Here is a 24524-nt window from a genome sequence, read left to right as displayed (position 1 = left end):
TTACTTCTCCTTCTTGGCGCCGTAGCGGCTGCGGGCCTGCTTGCGGTTCTTGACACCCTGGGTGTCGAGCGAGCCGCGGATGATCTTGTAACGAACACCCGGCAGGTCCTTCACACGGCCACCACGCACGAGCACGATGGAGTGCTCCTGCAGGTTGTGTCCCTCACCCGGGATGTAGGCCGTGACCTCGATACCGGAGGTCAGACGCACACGCGCGACCTTACGGAGTGCCGAGTTCGGCTTCTTCGGGGTGGTCGTGAACACACGCGTGCAGACGCCGCGGCGCTGGGGCGAACCCTCGAGCGCGGGCGTCTTGTTCTTCTCGACCTTGTCCTGCCGGCCCTTCCGGACCAGCTGCTGGATCGTAGGCACTACTTCTCCGGTTTCTGTGTGCCGTTCGTGAAACTAACCTGGAACGTCACCGACCCACGCGGTCGGGTGTGTCGAATACTGCAGGCTTCTGCCGCAAGGCAGGAGGAGCGCAGATTGCGGTAGCCACTGACGGACTCGCCATGCGGTTGAGGACACGCACACGAGCCCAGGCACACCCCAGGCACAAGGTCTGAGCGTACCTACCTCGTCGACTCCGGTCAAAACAAATGCCCTCAGCCACGACACGCCGGACTTCCGCAGCTCACGGCCGACGGAATCGAGACAGCCGACCGGGGGCGCACGGCAGGAAAACAACCTTGGCGGTCCGGCAATACATGTTCTCAGTACATTGAACCGCGGAGTGGACGATCGGGGGACGGGATGGCGGCGGCGTACGTACCCGACGGCGACGGACTCGACGACCGGGTGCCCTTCCTCGCCCGTCTGGAGCGTGAGGACCGGGTGTCCCTGCTCGGACTGGGACGCGAACTGAGTTTCGCCTCCCGGGCCCCCCTGCTCAGGCAGGACGAGCCATCCGCGTACGTCCTGTTGATCGTCAACGGCTGGACGAAGGTCACCACATCCGCGCCGAACGGTTACGAGGCGTTGCACGCCCTTCGTGGCCCCGGCGACATCGTGGGCGAATCGGCCGCGTTGACCGGGCGGCCACGCTCGGCGACGGTGACCGCGCTCTCACCTGTGCGGGCCGTGGTCGTGGCGCACGAGAAGTTCCGCGCGTTCGTGGCCGGCTCCGCCACGGTCTCGCTCACACTCCTGGCGTTGGCCGCCGACCGGACGCGCGCTGCGGACCGGCGCAGTCTGGAGTTCGCGGCGATGACCGTACGGGAGCGCTTCGCCGTCCTGCTGCTGGATCTGGCCCGCACCCACGGCGGCCGCACGGACGAAGGCATCGAACTCGACATACCGCTCAGCAAACAGGAGCTGGCCGGGGCGGTCGGGGCCTCCAGGGAAATGGTCCAGCGGCTGCTGAAGGACCTGCGCGAGCGGGGCATCGTACTGACAGGGCGGCGGGCGATGGTGATCGTGCGGCCGGACGCACTCCGCCGGATCGCCCGGGCTCAGGAATCCCTCCGGCCGGTCGTCCGCCACGAAGCTCCGCAGACTCCGTAGAAGCAGGCTCCGCACGCTGCGCGCGACCGCGGGTGGCTCTGTGCACACGGTCACACACCAACTGAGTCATCCGCCCTCACCACCGCAGTCCCATCGGCCCCACGCTCGTGTCTTCGCCCCACGGAGACCCGAGCGAGAGGCACCCCATGAGCGATCCCGTGAACAGCACGATCCTGCTGCTCGACATCGAGAAGTACAGCGAGCGTGACGATGTCGAGCAGGCGTATCTGCGCCGCATGCTCTACGACCTCACCGACCGGGCGCTGCTGGCCGCCGGGATCGACGAGACCCGGCGCAGGCGGGCGGACCGCGGTGACTCCGTGATGGAGCTGATCGACGCCAACTGTTCGGTGATCGCCCTGCTGCGGGCGCTGCTGACCGAGGTGCCGGCCCAGTTGCACAGCCAGAACCGACGTGCGTCCGCCTCCGCACAGATGCGGCTTCGTGGAGTGGTCGCTTCGGGTTACGTCGCCGTGGACCGGCTCGACGGATGGGTCGGCAGCGATCTCAACCACGCGTGCAGACTGCTGGACGCGGAGCTGCTGAAGGCGGCGCTGCGGGAGTGCCCGGGCGACTTCGCACTGTGTGTGTCCGACCCGGTCTACCGAGGGGTCGTGCGGCACAGCCACGTGGGCGTACCGGCCGAGGAGTTCCGCTCCGTCACGGTGGACAGCAAGAACGGTCCGCTCGCGGCGTGGCTGCACGGTCCGCTGCCGAGTGAGCGCCCACACCTCGCGAGCGGGCAGGCGGACGCCCCGCCGGCCTCCGGTACCGCCCCGCACACCCCACAAGCGCCGGCCCAGGCCTTCGACTTCGGCGGTGCAACCGTCAACGGGGGTGTCTTCGGCGGGACCAACCACGGCATCGGTGGCGGCACCTTCTCCGGGGACGTCCGTCTCGGCGACGGCGGCCGGGAGAACCGCCGGTGAGCGCCGAGGAGCAGCCGCACGGCTCCCAGCCCTCGACCGGAGGCGACCAGCCTTCCGAGGCGCAGGACGGCCGTCACGGCGACGGGGAGGCGACCGAGGGGACCGATCAGCCGCAGCCCGCCTGGGCGGCCCGGCGGGACCTGGAGAACCACACCCCACGGACCATGGGGTTCGGGGACGGCACCCAGGTCGGCGGGGGCGTCTTCGGCGGGATCAATCACGGCATCGGTGGCGGCACCTTCTACGGGGACGTCCTGCTCGACCGGACCGAGATCATCTACCAGTTCGGCGCGTCCTCCGCACTCCATGCCTCGGGCGAGATCGCACAGTCCACCTTGGAGGAGTTGTCGGCCTGTTTCGTGCCCGCGTGCGCCGACTTCGACGCGTTGGTCGACCGGCTGCGCGAGGAGCATGTCCTGGTGCTGTCGGGCCCGTATTTCGCGGGTCGGCGGACCGCCGCGCTCATGCTGCTGCACCGGCTCGGCGCCGCTCCGGTCCAGGCGATCGGCCGGGACACCACCCCCGGGCAGCTCACGGCCGGACTCGGTGGCGGCGAGGCACGGGACGGCCGCACCGGCCATGTCCTCTGCGATCTGATCACCGAGCGGAGCCGGCCGCTGCGCGAGGCGGACCTGTTGGCCGCCCGCAAGGAGCTGGGCGAGAACGCGTATCTGGTGATCACCGTGGGGCCGACGGCCTTGCTGGAGGACGTACCGGTGGTGAGCTGGCAGGCTCCCCCGCCGGGTGATGTCCTCGCCGCGCACCTGACGGTGCTGGTGGGCGAGGACCACGTGTCGGAGCTGCTGTCCCTGCCCGCCGTGACCGCGTTCCTCGAACGCAGCCATCAGCCGCGCGAGGCCGCCGAGTTCGCCCGGCTCCTGGCGAGGTACGCGGCCGGGGAGGCCGACGCCACTCAGCTCGGGGACTTCTCCCTGGTCGCGTTGGAGAACCAGGTCCAGGAGTGGTTCGAGGACGACGGGACCGTGCTGCACCTGCGGGACAAGGCGTTCCTCGTCGCCCTGGCCGCGTTCGACGAGGGGCCGTACGCCCTGACGGCGGAACTGAGCGATCTGCTCTACACCTTCCTCCAGGAGATCCAGGACGGGGCGCGGTTCCCCACCGTCCCGGTCTTCGGCACGCACATCGGCAAGCGGCTCCAGCTGGCCCGAGCCCGTCGGTTCGACGCCGAGGAAGCCACCGAGTGGGGTCCGGTCCGGCAGGTGAAGGCCGCCTATCGGGACGAGCGGGCCTCGCTCGTACTGCTGCGCGAGGTATGGACCGGGCACCCCTCGGCACGGCCCGCGCTCGTGCACTGGTTGCAGCGGCTGGCAGGAGACGGGCGGCCGTTCGTACGCACCCGTGCCGCCTCCACCGTCGCCGTACTCGCCCATACCGATCTGCCGTCCGCCATGGCACTGGTCATCGAGCCGTGGGCTTCCTCCCACCTCTACCGACAGCGCCTCGTCGCCGTCAACGCGCTCACGCTCACCCACGTGCTGGGCACTCCCAATGTGCCGCGCATCCTCGACGCCTGGTGCGAGAGCGACGAGTCGTCGCTGCGCTGGGTGGCCATCCGCGCCCATGGACTGATCGGCCCGGAACGCCCGGCCGAAACCCTGGCGGCGCTGCGCGCGGCAGCCCGGCACCAGGCGGGACAGCCGGAGCCCGACGCGGATCTCTCGGGGCAACTCGCCGAGTCCGTAGAGCTTCTGCTGCTGTCACCGGCGGGCGACGACGTGCTCGCGGGGCTGCTCAGGACGCTGCACGACGACCGTCCGGCGACCGATCTCGCACTCGGCGGCTTCATCAGCGCCTGCCGTCGGACCGAGCAGGACGAACGCCACGGACAACCGCTCGTTCTGTCCTGGTACGCACGGGCGTCGGCCTCGCGGACACCGGCCGCCACCAGCATCGTCGAGCTGTGGCGCACCGCTCTGGGAAGCCGGGGCCACACCCGGGAGGCCCTCGACGTACTGCGCCTCTGGACGCTTTCGGCGGACCACGACCCCACCACGGAGTGGGCGCTCGCCGCGCTGCTGCCCTCACTCGTCACCACGTCGTCGGAGCACCAGCGGCTCAGCCATCTCCTGCGGACGATGCCCGGCGAGGACGGCGCCGATCCCCCGCCCGTGGCAGGCCGGCTGCTGGCCGTCCTGTCTCATCCCTGACCTGCGACCTCAGCAAGAGCAACAGGAGAGTGCCCCATGCCCGAATTCCGCCGAGCACCCGACTGGGACCAACGGGCCGACCGCGGAACGCGGTTGACCGACCCGGTGGTCACGGTGCGGCAGCTGTCCCGCTTCGGATTCGCCCGCCGCCCGCTCACCCGCATCGACCACGCCCTGGTCTTCTCGGCCCCGGACGGCTCGTACGACACCTACCTTCCACCGCTCCGGCCCACCCGGGCCGGAGCTGCCGCGAAGCGATACACCTCGGTGTACGAGGTCGACATGGGCGTCCATCCCGTGCGCGAGGAGATCGGCCTGCCCAGCGACGACGACGCCTTCGAGTTCGGGGTGGTCGTCGAACTGTCGTGGCAGGTCGTCGACCCCGCGCTGTTCGTGGCGAGCCGCCACCGTGACGTGCCACGGCTGCTGATCAGCGAGCTGGAACAGCCGGCCCGGGCCGTCACCCGCCGCTACCCCGCGTCCCGGAGCGCGGAGGCCGAGGAGGCACTGCTGCGGGAAGTGCGCGCACAGGGTGCGCTCGGCACCCAGGCGGGACTCTCGGTGACCTGGACCGTACGGCTGCGCGGGGACCAGGGGGCCATCGACCATGTGCGGCGCATGAGGTCCATCGACCACGCGGCCACCGAGCAGGTGCACACCGAGCAGCGCGGCAGGGAGCACGATGCCGCGATCGACCGGCGCGTCAGGGAGCAGGACGCGTTGCAGTGGGGGCGCGCGGCCGAATTCGAGGAGCAGCAGCACGAACTGAGGTTGCAACAGCAGAAGTGGCAGCACGCGGAGGCGGTCGACCGGGCCCGACGGCAGATGGAGCTGCAGCGGGTGAACGCGGAAAAGATCGCCTTCTACGAAAAGCACTTGGAACAGGGCGGGGTCCGCGCATGGGCGCTCCATCTGGCCGACCATCCCGAGGACACCAGGCTCGTGGTGACCAGCCTGCGCCAGGACCAGCTGCACATGATCAAAGCGCAGATGGAGCTGGCGGGCGAACTGCTGAAGGGCGACAGCGCGGAGAACCACGAGCTGGAGGCACCGAAGAAGAAGGCTCTCCAGGCGTTGATCGACGTACTGAACCAGCACCTTCCGGGAGTCACCGCGCAGAGCACTGCTGAGGGCCGGCTGACCGTGTCGATGCCGCAGGACGCGCCGAGAGCGGTACCGGAAGCGGTCACGGGGGGCACATCCTGGCCGGACTTCGACCTGATCGGCGGCATCGGCACAAACGGCGGGGAGGCGCACCGGCTCGACGGCACCCCCTTCCGCAGGGCCGACCCGGAGGCGGGTGCCCCGTTGAGCCACTTGCCGGGCTGGCAGCCGCCGCCGGGCTACGGCAGCACTCCCCTGAAACCAACGGGCACGGCCACACCGTCGGCCGGTGCGGAAGGCATGCGCAGAGCAGCCGACGGGACCGGTGTGCCGAGGACAAGGCCGGTGACTGCCGCAGGCTCTCCCCTCCCCCGGCCGGCGTCCGCCTCCGTCGAAGACACGACGGCGGACGCCGCAGGACCGGCTGACCGGGGCGGGGTGACCGACGCAGCCGAGTCCACGGACATGCCGCCGGACACGGACTTGGCCGGAGCACCGGGCCAGGAGGGCCGCAGCACATGACCGACAGTCCATCGAACCGGAACGCCGATGCCGGGGCGCGGCTCCTCCTCGATCTGCGGTCCGAGATCGCACGGGCCGACAGCAAGGCGTCCGTACTGGTCGCCGCGCTCGGCATGACCGCAGGCGTGATCAGCGGCTGGCTGGCCGGCAGCGAGTGGCACCCGAACACGCTCTCCGTCCCCGGTACGGCCCTGTGGTGGACAGGCGTCGGCGGGCTGGCGACCGCACTGCTCTCCATGCTGATGGCCATATTCCCGCGCTACCGCGGCAGTGCCTGGGTCCCCGGGGCCCCTCTCACCTACTTCGGGGACATCCGGCGCGCCGCCCGACAGAACCGGCTGTCCGAAGCCCTCGACACCACCGAGAGGGCCCCGGCCGCCGCGCTCGTCACGGCCCTGACCGAAACCAGCCGGATCGCCGTGTGCAAGCACCAGTGGATACGTGTGGGGCTGCTCGCCTACTCCGTCGGCGCCGTCCTGCTCCCCGCCTCGCTACTCCTCGGCTGACACTCCTCATGCCAAAGGATGACCATGACTCCACCAACACCTCAGCCCCAGGACCCGGGCGACGGGCCCGCACCGGCGGACAGCGGCTCCGTGCAGTCCCCGGCCGACGACGGGGTCGTACCGCCCCCGGATCCGCACCTGACCGCCACCGCACCGACCGCGCCCGATGACTTGATCTACGAGCATGGGCCGGGCCGACGCGTGTACTACGCAGCGCATCAGCGGCGTGTGGACATCACCGCACTCGGACAACTGACACTGGCGCTGCCGGCCTTCCTGATGAGCATGCTGGTGGTGCTGCTGATGAGCGCGATCCTGGACGGCTGCCTCGGGCTGCCGTTCTGGATACCGGTCATGCTCTGGCTGGCATCCGGCGTCCTGGTCTTCCACCGGCCCACAGAGGATCTTCTCGCCCGCTACCTGCTTGGACTCCGGCGCCCGATGCCGCAGGAAGCCGCTCGGCTGGAGCCGGTCTGGCGGGAGGTGACGGCCATCGCCGGCATCGACGGAGCGCTGTATCAGCTCTGGATCGAGGAGAGCGACGGCCTCAACGCGTACGCCGCCGCGGGCCACATCGTGGGGGTCACCCGGTTCGCGCTGGAACAGTTGCCGAGTGGCCAGCTGGCCGCCGTACTCGCCCATGAGCTGGGTCACCACACCGGCGGCCATGCGTGGTCGTTACTGCTGGGCCACTGGTACGGGCTGCCGGGCCGGGCGGCCTGGCGCGTCCTCCGCGTGATGGCCCGCTCCGTCGTCACGCCTGCCAGGTGTGCCGTCTACTTCGCCGTCGGCGTCCTGCTCCTTGCGATCGGCGGGCTCGCCTCCACCGCTGCCGCGATCCTGTACGGGTTTCCGCTGCTTCTCGTACTCCCGTATCTGTCGGCAGCGGTGGGACGCCGCGCCGAGCTGCGTGCCGACCGCCACGCCGCCGCACTCGGATTCGCGCCGAAACTGGCCGAGGTGCTGGAGACGATGCACGCGAACGAGATCCGGGCACGGCAGGAGGCCCTCGCCGTCATGGGAGGACGGATGGAGCGCGAGTCGACGCCCGCCCGGCTGCTCTCCACCCACCCCGACTTCCCGACCCGGCTGCACCATCTGCGGCACTACCTGTAGCCGTGACGGCCGGTGCGGCACACCGGGATACGCCGGAGGGCGGCCACCCCGTACGAAACGGGGTGACCGCCCTCCGGTCGGTCAAGCGACTCGCTTACTGGTTGTACGGACCGTAGTCGTAGTCCTCCAGCGGAACGGCCTGGCCGGAGCCCGTGCCGAACGGCGAGTAGTCGATGTCGTCGTAGCCGACGGCCGAGTACATCGCGGCCTTGGCCTCCTCGGTCGGCTCGACCCGGATGTTGCGGTAGCGGGACAGGCCCGTACCGGCCGGGATGAGCTTACCGATGATGACGTTCTCCTTGAGGCCGATGAGGCTGTCGGACTTGGCGTTGATCGCCGCATCCGTCAGGACTCGGGTCGTCTCCTGGAAGGAGGCGGCCGACAGCCAGGATTCCGTCGCCAGCGAGGCCTTGGTGATACCCATCAGCTGCGGACGGCCGGAGGCGGGGTGACCGCCCTCGGTGACCACACGACGGTTCTCGGTCTCGAACTTCGAGCGCTCGACGAGCTCGCCCGGCAGCAGCTCCGCGTCGCCGGACTCGATGATCGTCACGCGGCGCAGCATCTGCCGGATGATGATCTCGATGTGCTTGTCGTGGATCGACACACCCTGCGAGTTGTAGACCTTCTGGACCTCGCCGACCAGGTGGACCTGGACCGCGCGCTGACCGAGGATCCGCAGCACGTCGTGCGGGTTGGTGGCACCCACGGTGAGCTTCTGGCCCACCTCGACGTGGTCGCCCTCGCCCACGAGCAGACGGGCGCGCTTGGAGATCGGGAAGGGGATCTCGTCGCTGCCGTCGTCCGGCGTGACCACGAGCTTCTTGGTCTTCTCGGTCTCCTCGATCCGGACCCGGCCCGCGGACTCCGAGATCGGGGCGACACCCTTGGGCGTACGGGCTTCGAAGAGCTCGACGACTCGGGGCAGACCCTGGGTGATGTCGTCACCGGCCACACCACCGGTGTGGAAGGTACGCATCGTCAGCTGGGTACCGGGCTCACCGATGGACTGGGCGGCGATGATGCCGACCGCCTCACCGATGTCGACCAGCTTGCCGGTGGCGAGCGAGCGTCCGTAGCAGAAGGCACAGGTGCCGACCGCGGACTCACAGGTCAGGACCGAACGGGTCTTGACCTCCTCGACGCCGGCGCCCACCAGGGCGTCGATCAGGACGTCACCGAGGTCGACGTTGGCAGGCGCGATGACCTTGCCGTCGACGACGACGTCCTCGGCGAGCATGCGGGCGTAGACCGAGGTCTCGACGTCCTCCGTCTTGCGGAGCACACCGTCCGCACCCTTGACGGCGATCTTCAGCTTGAGGCCGCGGTCGGTGCCGCAGTCCTCCTCGCGAATGATCACGTCCTGCGAGACGTCCACCAGACGACGGGTCAGGTAACCCGAGTCGGCGGTACGCAGGGCGGTGTCCGCCAGACCCTTACGGGCACCGTGCGTGGAGATGAAGTACTCCAGAACGGTGAGGCCCTCACGGAAGGACGCCTTGATGGGACGCGGGATCGTCTCGTTCTTGGCGTTGGACACCAGACCACGCATACCGGCGATCTGACGCATCTGCATCATGTTTCCTCGGGCACCCGAGTCAACCATCATGAAGATGGGGTTCGTCTTGGGGAAGTTCGCGTTCATCGCCTCGGCAACCTCGTTGGTCGCCTTGGTCCAGATCGCGATGAGCTCCTGCGTGCGCTCGTCCTTGGTGATCAGACCGCGCTCGTACTGCTTCTGGACCTTCTCGTCCTGCGCCTCGTAGCCCGCGACGATCGCCTTCTTGGCCTCGGGGACCACGACGTCGGAGATGGCCACGGTGACACCGGAACGGGTCGCCCAGTAGAAGCCCGCCGCCTTCAGGTTGTCGAGCGTCGCCGCCACGATGACCTTGGGGTAGCGCTCGGCGAGGTCGTTGACGATCTCGGAGAGCTGCTTCTTGCCGACCGAGTAGTCGACGAACGGGTAGTCCTCGGGCAGCAGCTCGTTGAAGAGCGCGCGGCCCAGGGACGTACGCAGCCTGAACGTGTCGCCCTGCTGGTACTCCTGCTCGCCTTCCTCGGCGACCGGCGGCACCCAGCTGCGCGGCGGGATGGTGCCCACCGGGAAGCGGATGTCGACCTTCGCCTGGAGCGACAGCTCGCGGGCGTCGAAGGCCATGATCGCCTCGGCCGTGGAGCCGAAGGAACGGCCCTGGCCGATGACCTTGCGCTCCTCCTCGTCCGTGGTGAGGAAGAACAGGCCCAGCACCATGTCCTGGGTCGGCATGGTGACGGGACGGCCGTCGGCCGGCTTCAGGATGTTGTTCGAGGACAGCATCAGGATGCGGGCCTCGGCCTGCGCCTCCGCGGAGAGCGGCAGGTGCACGGCCATCTGGTCACCGTCGAAGTCCGCGTTGAACGCGGTGCAGACGAGCGGGTGGATCTGGATGGCCTTGCCCTCGACCAGCTGCGGCTCGAAGGCCTGGATGCCGAGGCGGTGCAGGGTCGGTGCACGGTTCAGCAGCACCGGGTGCTCGGCGATGACCTCTTCGAGGACGTCGTACACCACGGTGCGGCCGCGCTCGACCATGCGCTTGGCCGACTTGATGTTCTGCGCGTGGTTCAGGTCGACCAGGCGCTTCATCACGAACGGCTTGAAGAGCTCCAGCGCCATGGCCTTCGGCAGACCGCACTGGTGCAGCTTGAGCTGCGGGCCGACGACGATCACGGAACGCGCGGAGTAGTCCACACGCTTACCGAGAAGGTTCTGACGGAATCGACCCTGCTTGCCCTTCAGCATGTCGCTGAGGGACTTGAGCGGGCGGTTACCGGGACCGGTGACCGGGCGACCGCGGCGGCCGTTGTCGAACAGCGCGTCGACGGCCTCCTGCAGCATCCGCTTCTCGTTGTTCACGATGATCTCGGGGGCACCGAGGTCAAGGAGACGCTTGAGGCGGTTGTTGCGGTTGATCACACGGCGGTACAGGTCGTTCAGGTCGGAGGTCGCGAAGCGGCCACCGTCCAGCTGCACCATCGGACGCAGGTCCGGCGGGATGACCGGCACGCAGTCGAGCACCATGCCCTTGGGCTTGTTGCTGGTCTGCAGGAACGCGGAGACGACCTTGAGGCGCTTGAGCGCACGGGTCTTCTTCTGGCCCTTGCCGGTACGGATGATCTCGCGGAGGCGCTCGGCCTCCTCGTCGAGGTCGAAGGACTCCAGGCGCTTCTGCAGGGCGGCGGCACCCATGCAGCCGTCGAAGTACGTGCCGAAGCGGTCACGCAGCTCGCGGTAGAGCAGCTCGTCGCCCTCAAGGTCCTGGACCTTGAGGTTCTTGAAGCGGCTCCACACCTCGTCGAGACGGTCGATCTCGCGCTGCGCACGGTCGCGCAGCTGCTTCATCTCGCGCTCGGCACCTTCGCGCACCTTGCGGCGCACATCGGCCTTGGCGCCCTCGGCCTCCAGCTCGGCCAGGTCGGTCTCGAGCTTCTTGGCGCGGGCTTCCAGGTCGGCGTCGCGGCGGTTCTCGATCTGCTGACGCTCGACGGAGACGTGCGCCTCCAGCGAGGGCAGATCGCGCGTACGGCGCTCCTCGTCCACGAACGTGATCATGTACGCGGCGAAGTAGATGACCTTTTCCAGGTCCTTCGGCGCGAGGTCGAGGAGGTAGCCCAGGCGCGACGGGACGCCCTTGAAGTACCAGATGTGGGTGACGGGAGCGGCAAGCTCGATGTGGCCCATGCGCTCACGGCGCACCTTGGCGCGCGTGACCTCGACGCCACAGCGCTCACAGATGATGCCCTTGAAGCGGACACGCTTGTACTTGCCGCAGTAGCACTCCCAGTCCCGGGTAGGACCGAAGATCTTCTCGCAGAAGAGTCCGTCCTTTTCGGGCTTGAGCGTGCGGTAGTTGATGGTCTCCGGCTTCTTCACTTCGCCGTGGGACCAGGTCCGGATGTCGTCCGCGGTGGCAAGGCCGATCCGCAGCTCGTCGAAGAAGTTGACGTCGAGCACTTGTCGTCAATCCCTCTTTCGGGGGTTCGAGCCCCCTCGCGTCAGGCGAGAAATCGGGGCACTTCAGCAATGGTCTGAACGGGTCCGGGGAGAGCCGGCCGGATCACAGGGATCCGGCCGGCCAACCCGTCAGACCTCTTCGACGCTGCTCGGCTCGCGCCGGGACAGGTCGATACCGAGCTCCTCCGCCGCGCGGAAGACGTCCTCGTCCGTGTCGCGCATCTCGATGGACATGCCGTCCGAGGACAGCACCTCCACATTGAGACAGAGCGACTGCATTTCCTTGATGAGCACCTTGAAGGACTCAGGGATGCCCGGCTCGGGGATGTTCTCGCCCTTGACGATGGCCTCGTAGACCTTCACGCGGCCGGTCACGTCGTCGGACTTGATCGTCAGGAGCTCCTGGAGGGCGTACGCGGCGCCGTAAGCCTCAAGGGCCCACACCTCCATCTCACCGAATCGCTGTCCACCGAACTGAGCCTTACCACCCAGCGGCTGCTGGGTGATCATGGAGTACGGGCCCGTCGAACGAGCGTGCAGCTTGTCGTCGACGAGGTGGTGCAGCTTCAGGATGTACATGTAGCCGACCGAGACCGGGTCCGGGAACGGCTCGCCGGAGCGGCCGTCGAACAGCTTGGCCTTGCCGGAGGGCTGCACCAGGCGGTCGCCGTCGCGGTTCGGGATCGTGGCCTCGAAGAGACCGGAGATCTCGTCCTCGCGCGCACCGTCGAAGACGGGGGTGGCGACGTTGGTGCCGGGGGCGACCTGGTCGGCGCCGATGGACTGCAGGCGCTTGGCCCACTCGTCACCGAGGCCGGAGACGTCCCAGCCGCGGCTGGCGAGCCAGCCGAGGTGGATCTCCAGGACCTGTCCCGGGTTCATTCGGGACGGGACACCCAGCGGGTTGAGGATGATGTCGACCGGGGTGCCGTCCTCCAGGAACGGCATGTCCTCGATCGGCAGGATCTTCGAGATGACGCCCTTGTTGCCGTGACGGCCGGCGAGCTTGTCACCGTCGGTGATCTTGCGCTTCTGCGCGACGTAGACGCGAACCAGCTGGTTCACGCCCGGCGGCAGCTCGTCGCCCTCTTCGCGGTCGAAGACGCGGACGCCGATGACCTTGCCGATCTCACCGTGCGGCACCTTCAGCGAGGTGTCGCGCACCTCGCGCGCCTTCTCACCGAAGATCGCGCGGAGCAGGCGCTCCTCGGGGGTCAGCTCGGTCTCACCCTTGGGCGTGACCTTGCCGACGAGGATGTCACCGGCGACGACCTCGGCACCGATACGGATGATGCCGCGCTCGTCGAGGTCGGCGAGGACCTCTTCGGAGACGTTCGGGATGTCCCGGGTGATCTCCTCCGGGCCGAGCTTGGTGTCACGGGCGTCGACCTCGTGCTCCTCGATGTGGATCGAGGAGAGGACGTCGTCCTGCACGAGGCGCTGCGACAGGATGATCGCGTCCTCGTAGTTGTGACCCTCCCACGGCATGAACGCCACGAGCAGGTTCTTGCCGAGGGCCATCTCACCGTTCTCGGTGGCCGGACCGTCGGCGAGGACCTGGTCGGCGACGACCCGGTCGCCCTCGGAGACGACAACCTTCTGGTTGACCGAGGTGCCCTGGTTGGAGCGCATGAACTTGGCGATGCGGTACGTGGTGTACGTGCCGTCGTCGTTGGTGACGGTGATGTAGTCCGCGGAGACCTCCTGGACCACACCGTCCTTCTCGGCCTTGAGCACGTCGCCGGCGTCGGTGGCGCAGCGGTACTCCATGCCGGTGCCGACGAGCGGGGCCTCCGACTTAATCAGCGGCACCGCCTGACGCATCATGTTCGCGCCCATGAGGGCACGGTTGGCGTCGTCGTGCTCCAGGAAGGGGATCATCGCGGTCGCGACGGACACCATCTGGCGCGGCGAGACGTCCATGTAGTCGACGTCCGTGCCGGGCACGTAGTCGACCTCGCCGCCACGGCGGCGGACCAGCACGCGGGACTCGGCGAACCGGAGCTCCTCGGTCAGCGGCGCGTTGGCCTGCGCGATGACGAAGCGGTCCTCCTCGTCAGCGGTCAGGTAGTCGACCTCGTCGGTGACCTGGCCCTCGACGACCTTGCGGTACGGCGTCTCGATGAAGCCGAACGCGTTGATCCGGCCGTAGGAGGCCAGCGAGCCGATCAGACCGATGTTCGGGCCTTCGGGCGTCTCGATCGGGCACATGCGGCCGTAGTGCGAGGGGTGCACGTCACGGACTTCGAAGCCGGCCCGCTCACGGGAGAGACCACCCGGGCCGAGGGCGTTGAGACGACGCTTGTGCGTCAGGCCCGACAGCGGGTTGTTCTGGTCCATGAACTGGGACAGCTGGCTGGTGCCGAAGAACTCCTTGATGGAGGCGACGACCGGCCGGATGTTGATCAGGGTCTGCGGCGTGATCGCCTCGACGTCCTGGGTGGTCATGCGCTCGCGCACGACGCGCTCCATACGGGCGAGACCCGTACGGACCTGGTTCTGGATCAGCTCGCCGACGTTGCGGATACGACGGTTGCCGAAGTGGTCGATGTCGTCGGTCTCGACCATGATCGAGCGGCCGGACTCGCCGACCGTCTCGGTCTCACCGGCGTGCAGCTTGACCAGGTACTTGATCGTCGCGATGACGTCGTCGCTGGTGAGCACACCGGCGTCGAGCGGCTCGTCGGCGCCGAGCTTCTTGTTCACCTTGTAGCGGCCGACCTTCGCGAGGTCGTAGCGCTTCGGGTTGAAGTAGAGGTTCTCCAGCAGCGTCTGAGCGGCCTCACGGGTGGGCGGCTCGCCCGGACGCAGCTTGCGGTAGATGTCGAGCAGCGCGTCGTCCTGGCCCTGGGTGTGGTCCTTCTCCAGGGTGGCGCGCATCGACTCGTACTCGCCGAACTCCTCCAGGATCTGCTCGGTCGTCCAACCGAGAGCCTTCAGGAGAACGGTGACGGACTGCTTGCGCTTGCGGTCGATACGGACACCGACCATGTCGCGCTTGTCGATCTCCATCTCCAGCCAGGCACCCCGGGACGGGATGATCTTGGCGGAGAAGATGTCCTTGTCGGACGTCTTGTCGATGGAGGAGTCGAAGTAGACACCCGGCGAGCGGACCAGCTGCGACACGACGACACGCTCGGTGCCGTTGATGACGAAGGTGCCCTTGTTGGTCATGAGCGGGAAGTCGCCCATGAAGACCGTCTGGGACTTGATCTCGCCGGTCTCGTTGTTGGTGAACTCAGCGGTGACGAAGAGCGGGGCGGCGAACGTGAAGTCGCGCTCCTTGCACTCGTCGATCGAGTTCTTCGGGGGCTCGAAGCGGTGGTCGCGGAAAGTCAGCGACATCGACCCGGAGAAGTCCTCGATCGGCGAGATCTCCTCGAAGATCTCTTCCAGGCCGGACTTGGTCGGGACGTTCTGTCCGCTGTCCAGAGCAGCCTCGACGCGAGCCTTCCATGCGGCATTGCCGAGGAGCCAGTCAAAGCTCTCGGTCTGCAGCGCGAGGAGGTTCGGAACCTCGAGGGGCTCCTTGATCTTTGCAAAGGAGATGCGCAGCGGGGCGGTGCTGGCACCGTTGTTCGTATTCGCGGTCGAGGCGTTGCGCGAGGCGGCCAAGAGGGGGTCCTTCCGAGGGCTCGGACTCACTACGCGCGTACCGGTCCCAAGCCGGACACGATGACAGTCTGCTTCTGATTCGGCTGAATAAGGCCAGGTCAGAGGCGATCAGTCATCGGTGCTCAAGCGTGGGCATGCCCCTGGTGACGGGCAGGAGGCAGCTAACAGGCAGCGCAAAGGGTCAGTGTAGCCAAACGGCACACTGATGTCCAGTCGGGGTTCTCAGAGACCCACGTTGCTCTCAACAGCTCTTCTCAACACCTACGGCTAGCCCTTGCGCGTGCTGCGCTCTTCTTTACTGCCCGCTTCGCCCACGATCCATGCCTCGGATTCGGATCGATTGTGACGACGCGTCCTGAGAATTGCGCGCCGCGTGCGGTTCGTCAAGGCCCCCCTGCGGGGACAGAGCCCCGAGGTCCTCACCCGACCGCCTCCCGGCGCCGGTCGGCCGCCCCCGAGAGGCAACGGCGAAGATCACCATACTCGTCGGCGCCGGAAGAGCAAGGCAGCCACCTCGGGGACGCCGAAGGGCGACCACCCGGATGGGTGATCGCCCTTCGTTCGATGACGTCCGTGCCGACCGGCACGGGGCGTCAGAAGGAGTCAGCAGACTCCCTGAGTCACTTGACCTCGACGGAAGCGCCGGCGGCCTTGAGGGACTCGGCAGCCTTCTCGGCGGCCTCCTTGGCGACCTTCTCGAGGACCGGCTTCGGGGTGCCGTCGACGAGGTCCTTGGCCTCCTTCAGACCCAGCGAGGTCAGCTCACGCACGACCTTGATGACCTGGATCTTCTTCTCGCCGGCGCCGGTGAGGATGACGTCGAACTCGTCCTGCTCCGGGGCAGCCTCGGCGGCGGCGGCCGGGCCGGCCGGGCCGGCGACGGCGACGGCCGCGGCGGCGGTGACGTCGAACTTCTCCTCGAAGGCCTTCACGAACTCGGAGAGCTCGATGAGGGTCATCTCTTCGAACTGCGCGAGCAGGTCGTCCTGGGACAGCTTCGCCATGATGGCGTCCTTCCACTAATTCGGCAGGTGCCGGATGTACATGTAGGCGGGCGTACGTTCGGCCCGCTGCGACCGTCTCCCTAGTGGGCGACGATCAATGCGCGAGCCGAGTTACTCGGCACCGCCCTGCTCTTCGAGCTTGACGCGAAGCGCCTCCGCGGTGCGGACGAACTTCGACGGCAGCGCCTGGAAGAGCGAAGCAGCCTGGGACTGCTTGCCCTTGAAGGCACCGGCCAGCTTGCTGAGCAGAACCTCGCGGGACTCGAGGTCCGCAAGCTTCTTGATCTCATCGGCGGACAGCGCCTTGCCGTCAAGGACACCGCCCTTGATGATCAGGTTCGGGTTCTCCTTGGCGAAGTCACGAAGACCCTTCGCCGACTCCACCGGGTCACCGGTGATGAAGGCAACCGCCGTCGGACCAGTGAACTGGTCGTCCAGCGAAGTGATCCCGGCCTCGTTGGCCGCAATCTTGGTCAGCGTGTTCTTCACCACGGCGTACTGGGCGTTCTCACCGAGCGAACGACGCAGCGTCTTGAGCTGCGCCACGGTGAGACCCCGGTACTCGGTCAGCACGGCGGCGTTCGAGCTGCGGAACTGGTCCGCGAGCTCGGCTACCGCGGCAGCCTTGTCGGGCCTTGCCATGAGCGTCGGCCTCCTTCCGGGTGATGAGGACCGCTCAGAAGGGGCCGGGAAAGACGAAACGCCCCGGCGCAGGCGCCAGGGCGTAGCTCGACCGAATGAATCCGGGAGCTTTCCACAGTCACCTGCGCAGGTCGCCCGTACTCAACGGATCCTTCGGTCGCTGTTCCCTCTTGCGAGAGCGCAGCAACGACCAGCGGTCTTTGGCTTCTGTAGGAGAGTACGCGACCGGGGTCGCGCCGAGCAAATCCGTCCCGCTCAGGGCGGCGCGGGAGGTTCAGGACGCGCCCGAACCCGCTCCCTGCTGCTGCTTCAGCAGTTCGGCGAAGTCGACCGTGTCGGAAGCCGGGGGCTGCTCGACGGAGACCTTCGTTCCGTAGTCGCTGTAGTACACCGTGGAATTGAGCTCGCCGGTCTTCATCTGGCCGCGCTCGGTCTTCTTGACCAGCAGGTCGTTGTCGTCGACCCAGATGTCGACCGTCTCCGTCGTGATGCCGGCGTCGCTCAGCTGCTTCTTCAGCTGCTCCACCTGATCGGCGTCGAGCTCGGAGTTCTTCGCGGTCAGCGCGGCGACGTCGACGGTGCCGGAGTAGTGCGTGGCGGAGACGCCCCGTACGTCCTCCTTGCCGACCTTCTTCACATCGCCGGAGGCCAGCAGCGACTTCACGCCCTGGTCGGGCGTGGTGTTCTGCATCTGCTGCTTCATCGCCTCACCGGAGGCGCCCGCTATCTTGGCGAGGTCGGCGTAGCGGTAGCTGATCCAGTGCTTGCCGCCGGTCTGCTTCGCGAAGCCGTCGCCCATGTTGACGACGTAGCCGTCCTTGAAGTAGCGGGCCTGCATGGTGCCGGTGCCGCCGGTCTGCTTCATGGCGTCCGCCATGCTGCCGCCGGTGTACGTGATCTCCATGGAGCCCGTGAGACCGTCGGTCCAGTCGATGGTGCCGCTCTGCTCCATGGACATGGTGGTGCCCATCTGGGTGGTGCCCTCGACCTTCGCCGAGCTCTCCCCACCGGTCTTCTTCTGCACGGCGCGCAGCGCGGCGATCGGGTCGGCCTTCACGACGCCGCTGCCGTGGTTGTCGCTCTTGCCGCTGTCCGATCCGCTGCAGGCCGCGACCGACGTCAGCGCCGCTGCCGCTGCCACCGACAGACACACGCGTCGCACGGTATTGGTCCTCATGTCAGCTTCCACCCCTCGTTCGGCTCTGTCGGGGCCTCACGCTAACGCACGGGTCCGACAGGACCTCCGGCAATACGGATACAAGGACGGGCCCCGCACCTCGAAAGGTTGCGGGGCCCGTCAATGTCACACGTGACGCGGCTTGCTGCCGAGCGCTGGGGCTCAGACGGCGGCCGGGTCCTCCTCGACGAGGAGGTTACGGGTGCGGTTGGCGTCCAGCGGGATGCCGGGGCCCATCGTGGTGGCCAGGGTGGCCTTCTTGATGTAGCGGCCCTTGGCGGCGGACGGCTTCAGACGGAGGATCTCCTCCAGCGCCGCTGCGTAGTTCTCCACCAGCTTGGTGTCGTCGAACGAGACCTTGCCGATGATGAAGTGCAGGTTCGAGTGCTTGTCGACGCGGAACTCGATCTTGCCGCCCTTGATGTCGTTGACAGCCTTGGCGACATCGGGGGTGACGGTGCCGGTCTTCGGGTTCGGCATCAGACCACGCGGACCGAGCACCCGGCCGAGGCGGCCGACCTTGCCCATGAGGTCCGGGGTGGCGACGACGGCGTCGAAGTCCAGACGACCCTTCGCAACCTCGTCGATGAGCTCGTCGGCGCCGACGATGTCGGCGCCCGCGGCTTCCGCGGCCGCAGCACGGTCACCGGTCGCGAAGACCAGGACCCGGGCGGTCTTGCCGGTGCCGTGCGGGAGGTTCACGGTGCCACGGACCATCTGGTCGGCCTTGCGCGGGTCGACACCCAGGCAGAACGCGACCTCGACGGTGCCGTCGAACTTGGTGGAGGCTGTGTCCTTGGCGAGACGGACGGCCTCGAGCGGCGCGTAGTTGCGCGACCGGTCGACCTTGGCGTCCGCAGCGCGGAGGTTCTTGCTGCGCTTCACTTCTACTCCTGTTGGTTTCAGGGTGTGGAGTCGTGGTGCGGGCCAGCGCTTGGCCCTACCACTGGGGATGTGAGGGGCTGAATCAGCCTTCGACCGTGATGCCCATGGAACGGGCGGTGCCAGCGATGATCTTCGACGCGGCGTCGAGGTCGTTGGCGTTCAGGTCGGGGAGCTTCGTCGTGGCGATCTCGCGGACCTGGGCAGCCGTCAGCTTGGCGACCTTGGTCTTGTGCGGCTCGCCGGAGCCCTTCTCCACGCCCGCGGCCTTGAGGATCAGCTTCGCGGCCGGCGGAGTCTTGGTCACGAAGGTGAAGGAACGGTCCTCGTAGACCGTGATCTCCACCGGCACGACCATGCCACGCTGCGACTCGGTCGCGGCGTTGTAGGCCTTGCAGAATTCCATGATGTTGACGCCGTGCTGGCCGAGCGCGGGGCCGACCGGCGGGGCCGGGTTGGCCGCACCAGCGTTGATCTGGAGCTTGATAAGCCCCGTGACCTTCTTCTTCTTGGGAGGCATTGCTCTCTCCGGGTCCTAGTGAGAGTGTTTCGCCGCCGTCCGATCATCCGGATGGAGGCATACCGCGCAACGATAACGGGTATAGCTGCGCGACCAAAAACCGAGCAGGTCAGACGGGCTTCGCAGCCGGTCTGACCTGCTCGGTAGGCATGTGTCCAGAAACTGGCGGGAAGCCGCTAGTTCTTCTGGATCTGGTCGAAGCTGAGCTCGACCGGGGTCTCGCGGCCGAAGATCTCGACGAGACCCTTGACCTTCTTCGAGTCGGCGTTGATCTCGTTGATCGTCGCCTGCAGCGTCGCGAACGGGCCGTCGGTGACGGTGACCGAGTCGCCGACCTCGAAGTCGAGCACCTGGACCTCGACCTTGCGGGCCGGAGCCGGCTTGCCCTCGGCCTCGGCAGCCTCGCGGGCGGCCTTCTCCTCGGCCTCCGGGGCGAGCATCTTGACGATCTCGTCCAGGGTCAGCGGGTACGGGTCGTAGGCGTTGCCCACGAAGCCGGTGACGCCGGGGGTGTTGCGGACGACGCCCCAGGACTCGTTCGTCAGGTCCATGCGCACCAGGACGTAGCCCGGGAGCTTGTTCTGGCGGACGTTCTTGCGCTCGCCGTTCTTGATCTGGACGATCTCTTCCTCGGGCACTTCGGCCTGGTAGATGAAGTCCTCGACGTTGAGCGAGACGGCGCGCTGCTCCAGGTTGGCCTTCACACGCTTCTCGTAACCGGCGTACGTGTGAATGACGTACCACTCGCCGGGAAGGCCGCGCAGCTCATCGCGCAGGGCTGTGACGGCGTCGACGGGGGCGGCCGGCTCGGCCTCCTCCTCGTCGGCCCCGGCGGGCTCCTCGGCGTCCTCGTCGCCCTCGGGGTCGGCCTCTGCGGCCTCGTCCTCGGCGTGCACGGCGGCCTGCTCGGCGGGCTCACCTGCGGCGGCGTCGGCAGCTTCAGCCTGGTCCGGCTCCTCGGCGTCCGCCGCCTCGACGATGTCGAGCTCGTCCTCGGCGGACTCGAAGGCGCCCGCCGTCGGCTCGACGGCGTCGTTCAGGTTCGGGTCAGACACGGTGGCTGCTTCTTCCTGGATACAAATGGGTGGAACATGCGAAAGGGGCGCCCATGAGGCGCCCTCCGCGGGATCAGCCGAAGACGTACTTGATGACCCGCTGGAACCCGAAGTCAATCACGGTAACCAGACCGATCATGACGACGACGAAGACAATCACCACGGTGGTGTAAGTCGTCAGCTGGCTACGAGTCGGCCAGACGACCTTGCGCAACTCGGCGACGATCTGGCGGTAGAACAGCGCGAGGCGGCCCAGAGGGCCCTTCTTTCCGCGCTTGCCGCCCTTCCGGGTCTTCTTCTTCGACTCGGGTACTTCATCCTCGGCATCAGGCATGTCGATGGAGCCCACGGCGTCCGTCACGCTTCTCACCTGATTCCGGGTCATGGCCGTGCCGCGCCCGGTGGAGCCGCACGGCGGTGCATTGAAGTACGTACATGCGCACACTTCCTGGCGAAGAAGTGTGTAGCAGGGCCGGAGGGACTTGAACCCCCAACCGCTGGTTTTGGAGACCAGTGCTCTACCAATTGAGCTACGACCCTTTGTGGTTTCCACCAACCTACCGCATCCCGCCGGATGGTCCCGGTGCGGGAATGGTGTGGCTGGTGAAGGCCAACGACAGGTGAGTGTACGTGTTCAGCGGCCCGGCGTCGAACAGATAGCTCCCGACAACTCCTGATCGCATGTTGTCCGCATGCTGTACGAGTCGTGTCCGGTCCCTGAAACCGTTGTGCCGACAGGGATCACGGTCTGGAACCATGGAGGTCATGAGCGCTGCAACTTCCCCCTCCGAGCGCCGGGTCTCCGCCCGCATCGGTGCCATCTCCGAATCCGCCACTCTCGCCGTCGACGCCAAGGCCAAGGCCCTCAAGGCCGCCGGCCGTCCGGTGATCGGCTTCGGTGCCGGTGAGCCCGACTTCCCGACCCCCGGCTACATCGTCGACGCCGCGATCGAGGCCTGCCGCAACCCGAAGTACCACCGCTACACCCCGGCAGGAGGGCTCCCGGAGCTCAAGGCCGCCATCGCCGAGAAGACGCTGCGCGACTCCGGCTACGAGGTCGACGCCTCGCAGATCCTGGTGACCAACGGCGGCAAGCAGGCCATCTACGAGGCGTTCGCCGCGATCCTCGACCCGGGCGACGAGGTCATCGTCCCCGCCCCGTACTGGACCACCTACCCCGAGTCGATCCGGCTGGCGGGCGGTGTCCCGGTGGAGGTCGTGGCCGACGAGACCACCGGCTACCGGGTCTCCGTCGAGCAGCTGGAGGCGGCGCGCACGGAGCGCACGAAGGTCGTCCTGTTCGTCTCGCCCTCGAACCCGACCGGCGCCGTGTACAGCGAGGCCGACGCCGAGGCGATCGGCCGCTGGGCCGTCGAGCACGGCCTGTGGGTGCTGACCGACGAGATCTACGAGCACCTGGTCTACGGCGACGCGAAGTTCACCTCGCTGCCCGCGATCGTGCCCGAACTGCGTGACAAGTGCATCGTGGTCAACGGTGTCGCCAAGACGTACGCGATGACCGGCTGGCGGGTGGGCTGGATCGTCGGCCCGACGGACGTCGTCAAGGCCGCGACCAACCTGCAGTCGCACGCCACGTCCAACGTCTCCAACGTGGCCCAGGTCGCCGCGCTGGCCGCCGTCTCCGGGAACCTGGACGCGGTCGCCGAGATGCGTACCGCCTTCGACCGGCGCCGGCAGACCATCGTCCGGATGCTCAACGAGATCGACGGGGTGCTGTGCCCGGAGCCCGAGGGCGCGTTCTACGCGTACCCCTCGGTGAAGGAGCTGCTCGGCAAGGAGATCCGCGGCAAGCGCCCGGCCACTTCGGTCGAGCTGGCGGCGCTGATCCTGGACGAGGCCGAGGTCGCGGTCGTACCGGGCGAGGCCTTCGGTACGCCGGGCTACCTGCGGCTCTCGTACGCGCTGGGCGACGAGGACCTCGTCGAGGGTGTCTCGCGGATCCAGAAGCTGCTGGGCGAGGCCAGGGCGTAACGCCTCCCGCGCATTCGACGAGCGACCCCCGGCCCCGGCCGGGGGTCGCTCGTCCGTTCGGGGGTCAACTCGATGGGGAAAGCGGCTACCGCTCGACCCCTCGTGTGCGGCAGGATCTTCGAATGGAGCGCGATGTACGGCTGTTGCCCAAGGCCCACCTGCACCTGCATTTCACCGGGTCGATGCGGCCAACGACGCTGCTCGAACTCGCCGACAAGTACGGCGTGCGTCTGCCCGAAGCCCTGACCAGCGGCGAGCCGCCCAGGCTGCGAGCCACGGACGAGCGCGGATGGTTCCGCTTCCAGCGGCTCTACGACATCGCCCGGTCCTGCCTCAGGGCCCCCGAGGACATTCAGCGGCTGGTGCGCGAGACGGCCCAGGAGGACGTCGCGGACGGCTCCGGCTGGCTGGAGATCCAGGTCGACCCCACCTCGTACGCCCCCCTGCTCGGCGGGCTGATCCCGGCGATCGAGATCATCCTGGACGCGGTGGACGGTGCGTCGCGCGAGACGGGTCTGCCGATCCGGGTGGTGATCGCGGCGAACCGGATGAAGCATCCGCTGGACGCCCGCACGCTCGCCCGGCTCGCGGTGCGGTACGTGGACCGGGGCGTGGTCGGGTTCGGGCTCTCCAACGACGAGCGCCGCGGGATGGCCCGGGACTTCGACCGGGCCTTCGCCATCGCCCGCGAGGGCGGTCTGCTGGCGGCGCCGCACGGCGGTGAGCTGTCCGGCCCCGCCAGCGTGCGGGACTGCCTGGACGATCTCGACGCGGCCCGGATCGGCCACGGCGTACGGGCCGCCGAGGACCCGCGGCTGCTGCGCCGGCTGGCGGAGCGGGGGGTGACCTGCGAGGTGTGCCCGGCGTCGAACGTGGCGCTCGGCGTCTACGAGAAGCCCGCCGACGTACCCCTGCGCACTCTGTTCGAGGCCGGGGTACCGATGGCGCTGGGCGCGGACGATCCGCTGCTCTTCGGTTCCCGGCTGGCCGCGCAGTACGACTTCGTGCGGCGCCATCACGCGTTCACGGACGAGGAGCTGGCCGAACTGGCCCGGCAGTCGCTACGGGGCTCCGCCGCGCCGGCCCCGGTGCGGGACCGGCTCCTGGCGGGCGTCGACGACTGGCTGGCGAAGCCCGCGGGGTAGGGCGGGGCCGGGTCGGTTACGCCCCGATGCCACGCATCAGCACCCGGGCCACGGACGCGGCGAACTCGTCGAGGGACTGCGGCGGTGCCCCGGCCGTCGTGGCCTCGTAGGCGAAGGCCCGCTGCGCGCAGGCTCCGAGCAGCAGCGACGCGGCCGCGTAGGTGTCCGCGTCGGCCCGCACCCGGCCCGCCGCCCGTTCGGAGCGCAGATAGGCGTCCAGGCCCCGGATGGGCGTGTGCGGACCGGTACCGAGTTCCCTCATCGCCTCGTTGTGGCGTTCCTTGAGCCTGGGCTCGGCGTACAGCGAGGCGGCGATCGGGAAGCTCTGCTCGTAGAAGAGTGCGGCCTGGCGGGCGATCTCGGTGAGGTTCTGCTCGACGGTCCGCTCCCCCGACCCCGGGGACGCGATGAGCTGCTTGAGCAGCGGGTTGAGCCTGGGCAGCCGTTCCTTGAGCACGACCACGAACAGCTCTTCCTTGCTCGCGAAGTACTTGTAGAGCGCGGCTTCCGAGCAGTCCGCGGCTCTGGCGATCTCCTTGGTGGTGGCGCGGGCCAGGCCGATGGTGAGCATCAGCTGATGGGCGGCGTCGATGATGCGGACGCGGGCCGGCTTCTGCTCCATGTGCACTCCAACGAAGCTTGACGAGGTG

At 68.0% G+C, this 24524-nt stretch carries 19 protein-coding genes and 1 tRNA gene; 8 read left to right on the top strand and 12 right to left on the bottom strand.

Annotation, left to right across the window (positions count from 1 at the left end):
• The gene (gene rpsL, locus ABZY11_RS13375) at nt 1-372 is read right to left on the bottom strand and encodes a 30S ribosomal protein S12 (RefSeq protein ID WP_003948652.1); all 372 of its coding nucleotides are present in this window, start codon (nt 370-372) and stop codon (nt 1-3) included.
• A gap of 381 nt (nt 373-753) precedes the next feature.
• Here rpsL and ABZY11_RS13370 point away from each other — a divergent pair, with 381 nt between their 5' ends.
• The 6 genes from ABZY11_RS13370 to ABZY11_RS13345 all read left to right on the top strand — a co-directional run bounded on the left by ABZY11_RS13370 (nt 754) and on the right by ABZY11_RS13345 (nt 7848).
• Nucleotides 754-1503, top strand: coding sequence for a Crp/Fnr family transcriptional regulator (locus ABZY11_RS13370; protein WP_356479247.1), 750 nt, complete (start codon nt 754-756; stop codon nt 1501-1503).
• 146 nt (nt 1504-1649) lie between these two features.
• On the top strand, nt 1650-2432 hold the full coding sequence (locus ABZY11_RS13365) for a hypothetical protein (RefSeq protein ID WP_356479246.1): 783 nt from the start codon (nt 1650-1652) through the stop codon (nt 2430-2432).
• Entirely contained in the window at nt 2429-4600 is a 2172-nt protein-coding gene (locus ABZY11_RS13360; RefSeq protein ID WP_356479245.1) for a hypothetical protein, read from the top strand. The genes ABZY11_RS13365 and ABZY11_RS13360 overlap by 4 nt, the downstream gene beginning before the upstream one ends.
• 36 nt (nt 4601-4636) lie before the next feature.
• Nucleotides 4637-6226, top strand: coding sequence for a hypothetical protein (locus tag ABZY11_RS13355; protein WP_356479244.1), 1590 nt, complete (start codon nt 4637-4639; stop codon nt 6224-6226).
• On the top strand, nt 6223-6732 hold the full coding sequence (locus ABZY11_RS13350; protein ID WP_356479243.1) for a Pycsar system effector family protein: 510 nt from the start codon (nt 6223-6225) through the stop codon (nt 6730-6732). Before ABZY11_RS13355 ends, ABZY11_RS13350 begins: the two co-directional genes overlap by 4 nt.
• A 24-nt stretch (nt 6733-6756) precedes the next feature.
• A complete protein-coding gene (locus ABZY11_RS13345; RefSeq protein WP_356479242.1) occupies nt 6757-7848 on the top strand; it encodes a M48 family metalloprotease in 1092 nt (363 codons plus the stop codon).
• A 94-nt stretch (nt 7849-7942) separates the two neighbouring features.
• Here ABZY11_RS13345 and ABZY11_RS13340 read toward each other — a convergent pair whose 3' ends face one another.
• The 10 genes from ABZY11_RS13340 to ABZY11_RS13295 form a co-directional block, all read right to left on the bottom strand.
• Nucleotides 7943-11842: a DNA-directed RNA polymerase subunit beta' gene (locus tag ABZY11_RS13340; protein ID WP_356479241.1), complete on the bottom strand. Its 3900-nt coding sequence runs from the start codon at nt 11840-11842 to the stop codon at nt 7943-7945.
• 129 nt (nt 11843-11971) lie between these two features.
• Nucleotides 11972-15457: a DNA-directed RNA polymerase subunit beta gene (rpoB, locus tag ABZY11_RS13335; protein WP_356479240.1), complete on the bottom strand. Its 3486-nt coding sequence runs from the start codon at nt 15455-15457 to the stop codon at nt 11972-11974.
• 620 nt (nt 15458-16077) lie between these two features.
• Nucleotides 16078-16461, bottom strand: a complete 384-nt coding sequence (gene rplL / locus ABZY11_RS13330; RefSeq protein WP_118901854.1) for a 50S ribosomal protein L7/L12 — start codon at nt 16459-16461, stop codon at nt 16078-16080.
• A gap of 111 nt (nt 16462-16572) precedes the next feature.
• On the bottom strand, nt 16573-17103 hold the full coding sequence (gene rplJ / locus ABZY11_RS13325) for a 50S ribosomal protein L10 (RefSeq protein ID WP_093540771.1): 531 nt from the start codon (nt 17101-17103) through the stop codon (nt 16573-16575).
• A 274-nt stretch (nt 17104-17377) separates the two neighbouring features.
• The gene (locus tag ABZY11_RS13320; protein ID WP_356479239.1) at nt 17378-18280 is read right to left on the bottom strand and encodes a hypothetical protein; all 903 of its coding nucleotides are present in this window, start codon (nt 18278-18280) and stop codon (nt 17378-17380) included.
• 162 nt (nt 18281-18442) lie between these two features.
• On the bottom strand, nt 18443-19165 hold the full coding sequence (gene rplA, locus ABZY11_RS13315; protein ID WP_072485562.1) for a 50S ribosomal protein L1: 723 nt from the start codon (nt 19163-19165) through the stop codon (nt 18443-18445).
• Nucleotides 19166-19247: 82 nt separating this feature from the next.
• On the bottom strand, nt 19248-19682 hold the full coding sequence (gene rplK, locus ABZY11_RS13310; RefSeq protein ID WP_006126872.1) for a 50S ribosomal protein L11: 435 nt from the start codon (nt 19680-19682) through the stop codon (nt 19248-19250).
• Between the two features lie 176 nt (nt 19683-19858).
• Complete coding sequence (gene nusG, locus ABZY11_RS13305; RefSeq protein ID WP_356479238.1) at nt 19859-20737, bottom strand: transcription termination/antitermination protein NusG; 879 nt, start codon at nt 20735-20737, stop codon at nt 19859-19861.
• Between the two features lie 73 nt (nt 20738-20810).
• Complete coding sequence (gene secE, locus ABZY11_RS13300) at nt 20811-21098, bottom strand: preprotein translocase subunit SecE (RefSeq protein ID WP_093540775.1); 288 nt, start codon at nt 21096-21098, stop codon at nt 20811-20813.
• Between the two features lie 106 nt (nt 21099-21204).
• Nucleotides 21205-21277: transfer RNA gene (locus ABZY11_RS13295), tRNA-Trp, on the bottom strand.
• Nucleotides 21278-21502: 225 nt separating this feature from the next.
• Here ABZY11_RS13295 and ABZY11_RS13290 point away from each other — a divergent pair.
• Together ABZY11_RS13290 and ABZY11_RS13285 are read left to right on the top strand one after the other, a co-directional pair.
• Nucleotides 21503-22729: a pyridoxal phosphate-dependent aminotransferase gene (locus ABZY11_RS13290; protein ID WP_356479237.1), complete on the top strand. Its 1227-nt coding sequence runs from the start codon at nt 21503-21505 to the stop codon at nt 22727-22729.
• Between the two features lie 122 nt (nt 22730-22851).
• On the top strand, nt 22852-23874 hold the full coding sequence (locus ABZY11_RS13285) for an adenosine deaminase (protein WP_356479236.1): 1023 nt from the start codon (nt 22852-22854) through the stop codon (nt 23872-23874).
• A 16-nt stretch (nt 23875-23890) separates the two neighbouring features.
• On the opposite strand, the gene ABZY11_RS13280 is transcribed toward ABZY11_RS13285, so the two are convergent.
• Nucleotides 23891-24496: a TetR/AcrR family transcriptional regulator gene (locus ABZY11_RS13280; RefSeq protein WP_356479235.1), complete on the bottom strand. Its 606-nt coding sequence runs from the start codon at nt 24494-24496 to the stop codon at nt 23891-23893.
• Nucleotides 24497-24524: the final 28 nt, after the last annotated feature.

The organism is Streptomyces sp. NPDC006510 (genome assembly GCF_040611955.1).
Lineage (GTDB): Bacteria > Actinomycetota > Actinomycetes > Streptomycetales > Streptomycetaceae > Streptomyces.
Note: the sequence above shows the minus strand (reverse complement) of the source record. Positions and strands in the feature narration are given on the sequence as shown.

What these genes read in the sequence shown, in the direction of transcription:
- ABZY11_RS13355 (WP_356479244.1), top strand. Translation starts at nt 4,637, where the DNA reads ATGCCCGAATTCCGCCGAGCACCCGACTGGGACCAACGGGCCGACCGC.
- ABZY11_RS13290 (WP_356479237.1), top strand. Translation starts at nt 21,503, where the DNA reads ATGAGCGCTGCAACTTCCCCCTCCGAGCGCCGGGTCTCCGCCCGCATC.
- ABZY11_RS13370 (WP_356479247.1), top strand. Translation starts at nt 754, where the DNA reads ATGGCGGCGGCGTACGTACCCGACGGCGACGGACTCGACGACCGGGTG.
- rplJ (WP_093540771.1), bottom strand. Translation starts at nt 17,103, where the DNA reads ATGGCAAGGCCCGACAAGGCTGCCGCGGTAGCCGAGCTCGCGGACCAG.
- ABZY11_RS13285 (WP_356479236.1), top strand. Translation starts at nt 22,852, where the DNA reads ATGGAGCGCGATGTACGGCTGTTGCCCAAGGCCCACCTGCACCTGCAT.
- ABZY11_RS13320 (WP_356479239.1), bottom strand. Translation starts at nt 18,280, where the DNA reads ATGAGGACCAATACCGTGCGACGCGTGTGTCTGTCGGTGGCAGCGGCA.
- ABZY11_RS13365 (WP_356479246.1), top strand. Translation starts at nt 1,650, where the DNA reads ATGAGCGATCCCGTGAACAGCACGATCCTGCTGCTCGACATCGAGAAG.
- ABZY11_RS13345 (WP_356479242.1), top strand. Translation starts at nt 6,757, where the DNA reads ATGACTCCACCAACACCTCAGCCCCAGGACCCGGGCGACGGGCCCGCA.
- ABZY11_RS13280 (WP_356479235.1), bottom strand. Translation starts at nt 24,496, where the DNA reads ATGGAGCAGAAGCCGGCCCGCGTCCGCATCATCGACGCCGCCCATCAG.
- ABZY11_RS13350 (WP_356479243.1), top strand. Translation starts at nt 6,223, where the DNA reads ATGACCGACAGTCCATCGAACCGGAACGCCGATGCCGGGGCGCGGCTC.
- rplL (WP_118901854.1), bottom strand. Translation starts at nt 16,461, where the DNA reads ATGGCGAAGCTGTCCCAGGACGACCTGCTCGCGCAGTTCGAAGAGATG.
- rplK (WP_006126872.1), bottom strand. Translation starts at nt 19,682, where the DNA reads ATGCCTCCCAAGAAGAAGAAGGTCACGGGGCTTATCAAGCTCCAGATC.